Source organism: Nonomuraea sp. NPDC049607 (assembly GCF_040675375.1).
GTDB lineage: Bacteria > Actinomycetota > Actinomycetes > Streptosporangiales > Streptosporangiaceae > Nonomuraea.
In genome coordinates, this window is record NZ_JBFAOV010000029.1 from 119,760 (window position 1) to 128,403 (window position 8,644).

Genomic DNA, 8,644 nt, shown 5'->3' on the forward strand with positions numbered 1-8,644 from the left:
CCTACCCCTCGGTCCCCGATCGGCGAGCCGCCCTCCGGCGGCCACGTCGCCCCCGGCGACCCGCCCTGACGATCGCTCCCCACTCGCTCCTCCATGATCAGCACGCCGTACGTGTTCGCGTCCGGCGTGCTGCGGGCCATGGGAGAGTACGCCACCGATTCGGTCACTTGATGCAAGGTCGCCGATCGACAAGGAAGGCCAGGTCTGGGGAGGCCCTCACCCGACGCGCTTCAGGACCTCCTTGACCGCGTCCTCGCCGACCCGGCCTTCCCCGGCCGCCGCCCAGGCCGCGTCGCAGGCCGCGCGCAGCCCGTCGATCCGGCTGCCGTCTCCGTCGAGGCGCAGCACCCCGTCCCGCCACTCAGCCTGCCATCCTCCGCAGGCCCCCTCCCGCACCTCGGGATAGGGCTGGACCAGCGCACCGAGGTCCTCGGCCAGGTACGTGGGCCGGTGCCGGGGCTCAGCGGTCAGCACGTCGAGCGGGGCGGCCACCCCGGTGAGCACCAGCAGGCTCTCCACGCCCGCGTTGGAGGCTCCTTCGATGTCGGTGTCCAGCCGGTCCCCCACGACCAGCGGCCGCCGGGCGCCCGTACGGATCATCGACTCCCGGTGCAACGGCGGATCCGGCTTACCGGCATAGACCGGCTCGACCCCGGTGGCAGCGGCGATGACCCGGACCATGGCTCCGTTCCCGGGCAGTTCACCCCGCCCGGTCGGCATGGTGCTGTCACCGTTGGAGGCCACGAACAACGCCCCCTGCCGTACGGCCAGCGCCCCCTCCGACAGCAAGGCATAGGACAGACCCGGAGCGATCCCCTGAACCACCGCGGCAGGCGACTCGGCCGCGACGGACACCGGCCTGAGCCCGTGGTCACGTACGGCCACCCGCAGCCCCGACCCGCCCACGACCAGCACCGCGGCGCCCGGAGCCACCCGCTCGGCGACCACTCGCGCGGCCGCCTGCGCCGAGGTCACGACATCGGCCGCCGTGGCCGGGACGCCGAGTTCCCGCAGGTGGGCGGCGATGGCGGCCGGCGTGCGGGAGGCGTTGTTGGTCACGTAGGCGAGCCGCACACCCTTGCCCTGAGCCGCCTCCAGCGCCTCACTTGCCCCGGGCACGGCGTGCGGTCCCAGGTAGACCACACCGTCGAGGTCGAGCAGCAAGGTGTCATAGCCGTCAATCAGCACAGCGCCTCTTCCCGTTTGACTCTCACGCCGCGTGAGACTTTAGCGTCGCCTTCGTACCCCGCCACAGGAAGCCCTGACGGGAAACCCGTTCTGGAAGGACGACCATGCCCCGCACGCTCAACCTGACGACCGACGAACGCACCGAACTCTTCGGTGACTTCGCCCACGACGAACACTCGGCGGAGGCCGAGGAACGCTGGGGCGACACGCGTGCCTGGGCCGAATCCGCGCGCCGCACCTCGTCCTACACGAAGGAGGAATGGCAGCGGTACAAAGCCGAGGCATCCGCCCTCTCGGCCCGCCTCGCCGATGCGATGAACGCCGACATCCCCGCCGACAGCGACCTTGCGATGGACCTGGCCGAAGAACACCGCGCCCACATCTCCCGCTGGTTCTACGACTGCACGTACGACCACCACCGCGGCCTCGCCGACCTGTACGCCTCCGACCCCCGCTTCACGGCCACCTTCGACCGCACCTCCCCCGGCCTCGCCACCTACCTCCGCACCGCAATCCTCGCCAACACCACCCGCCAGGGCTGAGCTGGCCCCTTTGAGCAGTCGGCCATGTGGAGAGTCACGTCACAGGCGACGCATGACGGCCCGGACAGTCCTTCCTGAGGCGCCGGACAGCATCGTCGCAGTAGCCAGGAACATCAGTCGCCGTCGGCGGCCGGAGTCCACGCAGACGTGGGGGCGGCACATTCGACCGCACAGAGCCCTCGTCAGGCCCGAGGTGCGGCAGGCACCGCCCGCCCAGCAACGTTCCCCGCCTGACAGCGCACATCTGAGGTGGCACCGATCGGGCCCGAAAAGATCCACCCGAGCAATGACACTGCACGACGGCGGGCCCCTGTCCGCGCCCTACACCCCTACATCTCCCGGCGAGCCCTCAACGTCGCGCGCACACTCTTCAAAGCCGATACGTAATGCCGCTCGTCCGGCCGCATGGCCACCGCGATGGCGAGCGGCTCCTGAGCCCCTTCCAGGTCCCCCGTACGCCACAACGACAACCCCAGCCCGAAATACGCATAATCCTCAGCCGGATTCGCATCCACGATCTGCCGGAAGCTGGCCGCGGCCTCCGCATACTGGCGGGAGTTGAACTGCGCCCGAGCCAATGCCTCAAGGATGCTCCGCGACTGTGGCTCAGCCGCAGCCGCCCGCTCCAGCAATGCCGCGGCAGCCGCGGGACTCCCCTCCTTCAGCAACTTCACACCACGCTGATACCAGTCGTAGACACCGCCCCCAGGAACGCCGCCCAAGGACTCATCGTGACCATTTCCGCCCTGAACCATGCGTGAGGACTCCTTCATCGCCGGACGACGAACCTCGCTCCCGCTCCGCCGCGATAGGGGCGCGACAGCAAACGATTGGGGCAACTCCTGGTAGGCGCAAGCTTTTATGGGAGCATGCCCGGTATGGGGACTCCTGAACTGCCGGTGCCGGACGGACTGGTGCTACGGCCCTTCCGAGGCGTACGTTTCGATGTCGAAGATCCCGCCAAGGTGACCTCCCCACCGTACGACCTGATCAGCGACGCGGACGTCGAAGCTCTCCTTGCCTCTCACCCGAACAACGTCGTCCGCCTCATCCTTCCCTGCAACCCCGAAGCGACACCCTCCGCCGAAGGCAGCCCTCCTCGCGGCCCGGCCGGCCCCCCGTCCAGGCTTCACCACCGGACCGAGGTGCCGCTCGAAGCCCGTTACGCCGAGGCCAGGGACACCCTGAGGGCCTGGCTGGACGCCGGCGTCCTGGTGGCCGACGACACCCCCGCCCTGTACGTGTACGAGCAGAGCGGCCCGCACATCCTCCAGCGCGGCCTGATCGGCGACGTCGGCCTCATCGACCCGGCCGAGCGCGTCATCCTCCCCCATGAAGACGTCATGCCCGGACCGATCGCCGACCGCCTGGCCCTCATGAGCACCACCGAGGCCAACCTCGAACCCATCTTCCTGCTCTACAACGGCGACCACGGCAGGGCCACCCGTCTGGTGGACGAGGTGGCCACCAAGCGACCGCCCCTCGTCACGGCCGGAACCGAGGACGGCCTCACCCACCGGCTGTGGGCGATCATCGACCAGGACGAGATCGCCGCGATCAACGCCGACCTGCGCAACCGTCAGGCCCTGATCGCCGACGGCCACCACCGGTACGCGACGTACCGCGTCCTGCAGCGCCAGGAACACGCCGCCCGCCAAGCCCTGCGGGACGGAACTCACCAGGCCACGCCCAACGCCGTGCCACAAGGACCCCTTCCGCACACCCCCCAGGACGCGCGTCCCCAGAGCTCGCGGGACATCTCCCTCAGCGCTCCCCCAAGCATTCCCACCGCGACGGACCACCCGGCAAGCCCCACTCCCAGCCCGGTCACCTCGATCCGTCACGAGTTGACCGACCACCTCGCCCATCCCTCGGACGCCCCGGCCTCCGCCCCGGCCGAGCCCCGGCGGGCGCTGGGCCCCTGGGACTTCGGGCTGGCCCTGATCGTCGACTCCACCGCCTACCCACCCGATCTCAAGGCCATCCACCGGGTCATCCCCGGCCTGCCCTTGACCGAGGCCGCCGCCAGGGCGAGGGGCGCCTGGCAGGTGCACGACCACGACGACCTGCGGCAGGGCCTGGAGGCATTGGAGAACGCTCCCGAGCCCGCCTTCCTGCTCGCCGGAGAAAGCGGCACCCACCTGCTCACCGACCCCGACCCGGTGCAGCTCAACCTGGCGATGCCCGACCAGCACTCGGAGCGCTGGAACTCGCTCAACACCTCCATCCTCACCGAGTTCATCCTGCCCAAGGTGTGGGGCATGGAGGACGACGACCAGGCCGTACGCATCGTCCACCACGACACCGAGGCGGCGCTGCGGCTCGCGATCCAGACGGGCGGCACAGCCGTCATCCTCAAACCGCTCATGGTTCACGACGTGCTGGCGGTGGCCGCGGGCGGCGAACGAGTCCCCCGCAAGTCCACCTCCTTCGGCCCGAAACCACGCACCGGCCTGGTGCTACGCACGTTCGCCATCGACTGACCCCGCACGCCCTCACCTGCTCGCCTCACCCCGTGCCGTCGACCCTCCACGCCCGCGACGGAACCCGGCCCCGGACCGGGCATCAGATCTGGCCACCCGCCCCGGCCAACTGAGCCACCTTCCGAGGCCCCCGGCTCGGAGCCATCTCCTCGGACGGCTCAGGAACCGGCTGCTCGACCGGCCTGGCGGCGCTCACCTCCACCTCGTACCGCCAGACCTTGGCGGCGGACGGACCGAAGACCCGGCAGCGGAAGGCGCCCGTCACCTCAACGAAATCCCTCGGTTTGAGGCCCCGCACGGTCTCCGCCACCTCGGGATCGAACGTGACACAAGGGATGCTGTCCGTGAGCGCCGGGCCCCGCCTGTGCCTGCGCCGGCGGCGTACGATGACCCGCCACTTCGTGGCCATGTCGCCGCTCGGCATCGCGTATTCCTCGACCGCCGCGGACAACCGCCCCGCGAGCACGACCTCGTTCCGATCCATTGACGTCCTCCCGTTTGTGTTCCGGCGGAGATCACTCTCTACGATGAAGGGAAGCCCGGATCGATACGAACGTCGTTCTGGGGATAACGGATGTACGCGCGGGAGTTCCTGTGGACAACATCACCGCACTAGGCGGCGACGTCTATGAGATCGACACCAAGATGGCCGGATACTCGGGCATCACCGCCGGCTATCTGATCCTGGGGGACCGGCCGTGCCTGGTGGAGACGGGCACCTCGACCTCGTCCCCCGTGGTGCGCGACGCGCTCGCCTCGCTCGGCGTCGGCCCGGACGACCTGGCCACGGTGGTCGTGACCCACATCCACCTGGATCACGCGGGCGGCGTGGGGGACATCGCGAAGTTCTTCCCGTCCGCCCAGGTGGTGGTGCATGAGAAGGGCGCGCGCCATCTGGCTGATCCGTCGCGTCTGATGGCCAGTGCCCGGATGGTCTGGGGCGACCAGCTCGACACCCTCTTCGGCGAACTGTCCCCCACCAAAGCCGAACGTATCGTCGCCCTGGGCGACACCGGCGCCATCGACCTGGGCAACGGCCGCACGCTGAGCAGCCACTACTCCCCCGGCCACGCCAAACACCACGTCGGCCTGATCGACTCCGCCACCGGCGACCTGTACGTCGGGGACGCCGCGGGCGTGTACCTGCCCCAGACCGGCGACCTGCGCCCCGCCACGCCGCCACCGGACTTCGACCTTCAGACGGCCCTCGACTCGATCGCCCTGTTCCAGGCGCTCGGTCCGCAACGGTTGTTGTTCAGCCACTACGGCCCGGTCGGCGCCGTCCAGGAGACGCTTGAGCGATCCGCCGAAGAGCTCCGCGTCTGGGTGGATCTCACCCGCCAGGCGCATTCGGAGGGCCTGGACCTCGATCACGCGGTCGCCATGGTCCGCGACCGCACCAAGGAGCGCTACACCGCCCTGCAGTCGGACGACGTGACAGCCGAGCAGTTCGAACTGCTGAGCGGCGCCCCGTCGAACGTCGCGGGCATCCTCCACTGGCTCAACCGCGTCGAACGATGACGAGCCCACACCTCGCCTGAGACAAAAGCTCCGCCGTACCCCAGACGATCAGGGCACGGCGGAGCAGCAACACCTACTCGTCGTTCTTCTTTGGCCGGTCCTGAGCGGATTCGCCCGTCTCGACCTCCAGCACGTCACCGAAGTCCGGCTCGATGAACGCGGGCGTGATCCCCGGCGTCTCGGCCTCGGCCGGCTTGGCCTCGGCCGGCTTGGCCTCCTCAGCGGTGTCCGTCGGCTTGCCGACCTCGGGCTCTGCCGCCTCGGGACTCACAGCGACCTCCGGCTCAGGCGCCTCAGGGGTCTCGGTGGCCTCCGGCTCCAGGAGGTCGTCCGCCTCGGCCAGGGCCTCGGTGTCCTCTTCCTCCTCCTCGGCCAGCTTGCCCTCGTCGGCGACACCGGCGTCGTCGAAGTCGTCCTCGGAGTCGAGGTCTTCCTCGAAGTCCTCCTCGACGTCCTCGATGACGGCTCCGGTCAGCTCGGCGTACCGCTCGGCCGCGTCCGTCTCGCCGTCCTCGTCGAAGGCCATCGCCCGCGCGAACCAGTCGGTGGCCGCCTCCTGGTGCCCGGCGTCGGCCAGGGCGTCCGCGTAGGCGAACGCGAGGCGCGCCGACCACGGCTTGGGCTGCGGGTCGCGCAGCTCGGGCAGACGCTGGAGGGTGATCACGGCCGCGTCCTGCTGGCCCAGGTCACGCCTGGCGCCGGACTCGACGATGGTCAGCTCGATGCGTCCGGCCCGGTCGAGGCGCTCCGCCTCCGGCGAACGTACGAGATCGATGGCCCGCTCCGGACGCCCCAGACCGCGCTCGCAGTCGGCCATGACCGGCAGGTACGCATCCGACCCCGTCATCCTCCTGGCCGCACGCAGGTCGCTGAGCGCCTCGGAGAAGTGTCCGGCCCGGTAGGCGACGATGCCCGCAGCCTCACGTACGACACCGATGCGAGCCGCGAACCGGCGCGCCACCTTGGTGTGTTCGTGCGCCTTGTCGGGATCGTCCTCCTCCAGGGCGCGCTCAGCGGCCACCAGGTGCCTGCCGACCAGGTCGGAGAGGTCGCCGGGCAGGGAACGCAGCTCCTCGCGTACTTCCTTGTCCAGCTCCTCCGCGGTGATGTCGGGCGCCACCTCGGGCAGCCTCTCGCGCTGCGGGGCGTCGGAGTCGCGCTCCTCCCTGCCGTACCTGGCACGGGTGCCACCGCCCGGCCGCTCCCCGCGGTCGTCCCGCGAGAACGGGCGCGACTCGCGGTAGCCGCCTTCGCGACGAGGCCCGTAGGAGTCGTCGCGACGCGGGCCACGGTCGAAACCTTCGCGGCGCGGACCACGGTCACCGTAGCCGCCGCCCTCACGCCGAGGACCACGGTCCTGGAAGGGACGACGCTCGTCACCCTCACGACGCGGCCCCCGGTCGAAGCCCTCCCTGCGCGGACCACGGTCATCGCCCTCACGACGCGGACCACGGTCAAAGCCTTCGCGGCGCGGACCACGGTCACCGTAACCGCCACCCTCGCGACGAGGCCCGCGGTCCTGGAAGGGACGACGCTCGTCACCCTCACGACGCGGCCCCCGGTCAAAGCCCTCCCTGCGAGGACCACGATCATCGCCCTCACGGCGCGGACCACGGTCAAAGCCTTCGCGGCGCGGACCACGGTCACCGTAACCGCCGCCCTCGCGACGAGGCCCGCGGTCCTGGAAGGGACGACGCTCGTCACCCTCACGACGCGGCCCGCGATCATCCCGGTCCCGGAAGGGGCGACGCTCGTCACCTTCACGACGCGGCCCCCGGTCGAAGCCCTCCCTGCGAGGACCACGGTCATCGCCCTCACGACGCGGACCACGGTCAAAGCCTTCGCGCCGCGGCCCTCGATCGCCATACCCGCCCTGACGGCGGTCACCGTAGCCGCCGCCCTCGCGCCGGTCACCATAGCCACCGCCGCCCTGACGGCGGTCGCCGTAGCCGCCTCCGCCTTCGCGACGCTCACCGTAGCCGCCCTCGCGACGGGGCCCGCGGTCATCCCGGTCCCGGTAGGAGCGGCCCTCCTCCCGGAAACCACCCTCACGTCGCGGCGGGCGCTCGTCGCGAGCGCCTTCCCCGCTTCGGGGCGCTCTGTCCTCGCGGTTGTACGGACGCGGCCGGCCCTCGGAACGGAACGGACGATCGCCACCGGAATCACGCCCGCGAGAGCCGTATCCGCCAGTCCTGCCGCCGCCAGAGCGCCTGTCCCCGTAGTCGCCGCGCCCGCGCTGTCCGCCGTCCGATCCGTTATCTCTGTTCACTTCTGGTCCATTTCGTTGGCTCACTCAGCGGACTCACAACGGCGGTCCACCGTGGCTGGTCGCCGCCCGCCCTCGGGCCTTACGCGACGAAGGCCACCCGTGGGGGTGGCCCGCTCCCTCCAGCCTAGCAAGCCCTCGCACGTTCACGAGCCCTCCAGACGCCCCCGCAAACATCCAGCCAGCCGCGAACCAAGTGGGATCGTCTGCTGTGATCCCACCTCCGTCCGCGTCCGAAGAGCGACGCCTCCCCGAAGGAGCGGAACATTGACGTCATCGACGAGTCCAACCAGGGACCAGACCCGTGTCTCCTTCATGGCGAAGAGCCCGACATTGAGGCCCTAAGGCCACGGGACTCTCCCCCAGAGAGGCCAGCCCATGGGCCAGCTGCAGCTTGCGCTGTCGTCGGGCAATGCCGTGACCGGCGGCCGGCATCACATGCACCCGACCCGGGCTGCCTAGCCTCCAGCGTTCGAGGAGCAGTTGGAAGCCCTTGGGAAGGGCTTCCAACGCAAAGAAGGCCCCACACAACCGTGTGGGGCCTTCTTTGAAAGATTGTCCGGCGGTGACCTACTCTCCCACACCCTCCCGAGTGCAGTACCATCGGCGCAGAGAAGCTTAACTTCCGGGTTCGGAATGTAACC

7 protein-coding genes and 1 rRNA gene are annotated in these 8,644 nt (G+C 70.0%); 3 read left to right on the forward strand and 5 right to left on the reverse strand.

Annotated elements, in window-relative coordinates; translation table 11 throughout:
• Positions 1 to 216: 216 nt before the first annotated feature.
• Positions 217 to 1,188, reverse strand: coding sequence for an HAD-IIA family hydrolase (locus AB0J97_RS38830; RefSeq protein ID WP_364098522.1), 972 nt, complete (start codon positions 1,186 to 1,188; stop codon positions 217 to 219).
• Between the two features lie 104 nt (positions 1,189 to 1,292).
• Between AB0J97_RS38830 and AB0J97_RS38835 the strand changes: the two genes are divergently transcribed.
• Positions 1,293 to 1,730: a TipAS antibiotic-recognition domain-containing protein gene (locus tag AB0J97_RS38835; protein ID WP_364098525.1), complete on the forward strand. Its 438-nt coding sequence runs from the start codon at positions 1,293 to 1,295 to the stop codon at positions 1,728 to 1,730.
• A gap of 329 nt (positions 1,731 to 2,059) precedes the next feature.
• Here the strand turns inward: AB0J97_RS38835 and AB0J97_RS38840 are convergent, their stop codons facing one another.
• The gene (locus tag AB0J97_RS38840; RefSeq protein ID WP_357705715.1) at positions 2,060 to 2,485 is read right to left on the reverse strand and encodes a tetratricopeptide repeat protein; all 426 of its coding nucleotides are present in this window, start codon (positions 2,483 to 2,485) and stop codon (positions 2,060 to 2,062) included.
• Between the two features lie 123 nt (positions 2,486 to 2,608).
• Here AB0J97_RS38840 and AB0J97_RS38845 point away from each other — a divergent pair, with 123 nt between their 5' ends.
• A complete protein-coding gene (locus AB0J97_RS38845; protein WP_364098528.1) occupies positions 2,609 to 4,213 on the forward strand; it encodes a DUF1015 family protein in 1,605 nt (534 codons plus the stop codon).
• A gap of 82 nt (positions 4,214 to 4,295) precedes the next feature.
• On the opposite strand, the gene AB0J97_RS38850 is transcribed toward AB0J97_RS38845, so the two are convergent.
• Positions 4,296 to 4,697 carry a single-stranded DNA-binding protein gene (locus AB0J97_RS38850; RefSeq protein WP_364098531.1) on the reverse strand — a complete coding sequence of 134 codons (402 nt, stop codon included), beginning with the start codon at positions 4,695 to 4,697 and terminating at the stop codon, positions 4,296 to 4,298.
• Positions 4,698 to 4,807: 110 nt separating this feature from the next.
• On the opposite strand from AB0J97_RS38850, the gene AB0J97_RS38855 reads away from it, so the two are divergent.
• Positions 4,808 to 5,734, forward strand: coding sequence for an MBL fold metallo-hydrolase (locus AB0J97_RS38855; protein WP_364098534.1), 927 nt, complete (start codon positions 4,808 to 4,810; stop codon positions 5,732 to 5,734).
• 73 nt (positions 5,735 to 5,807) lie between these two features.
• On the opposite strand, the gene AB0J97_RS38860 is transcribed toward AB0J97_RS38855, so the two are convergent.
• Positions 5,808 to 6,854: a hypothetical protein gene (locus AB0J97_RS38860; protein ID WP_364098537.1), complete on the reverse strand. Its 1,047-nt coding sequence runs from the start codon at positions 6,852 to 6,854 to the stop codon at positions 5,808 to 5,810.
• Between the two features lie 1,703 nt (positions 6,855 to 8,557).
• Positions 8,558 to 8,644: ribosomal RNA gene (gene rrf / locus AB0J97_RS38865) — 5S ribosomal RNA — on the reverse strand; the annotation flags it as partial.

Excerpts from the sequence above, each read along its gene's own strand:
- AB0J97_RS38835 (WP_364098525.1), top strand. The coding sequence starts at position 1,293 with ATGCCCCGCACGCTCAACCTGACGACCGACGAACGCACCGAACTCTTC.
- AB0J97_RS38840 (WP_357705715.1), bottom strand. The coding sequence starts at position 2,485 with ATGGTTCAGGGCGGAAATGGTCACGATGAGTCCTTGGGCGGCGTTCCT.
- AB0J97_RS38845 (WP_364098528.1), top strand. The coding sequence starts at position 2,609 with ATGGGGACTCCTGAACTGCCGGTGCCGGACGGACTGGTGCTACGGCCC.
- AB0J97_RS38850 (WP_364098531.1), bottom strand. The coding sequence starts at position 4,697 with ATGGATCGGAACGAGGTCGTGCTCGCGGGGCGGTTGTCCGCGGCGGTC.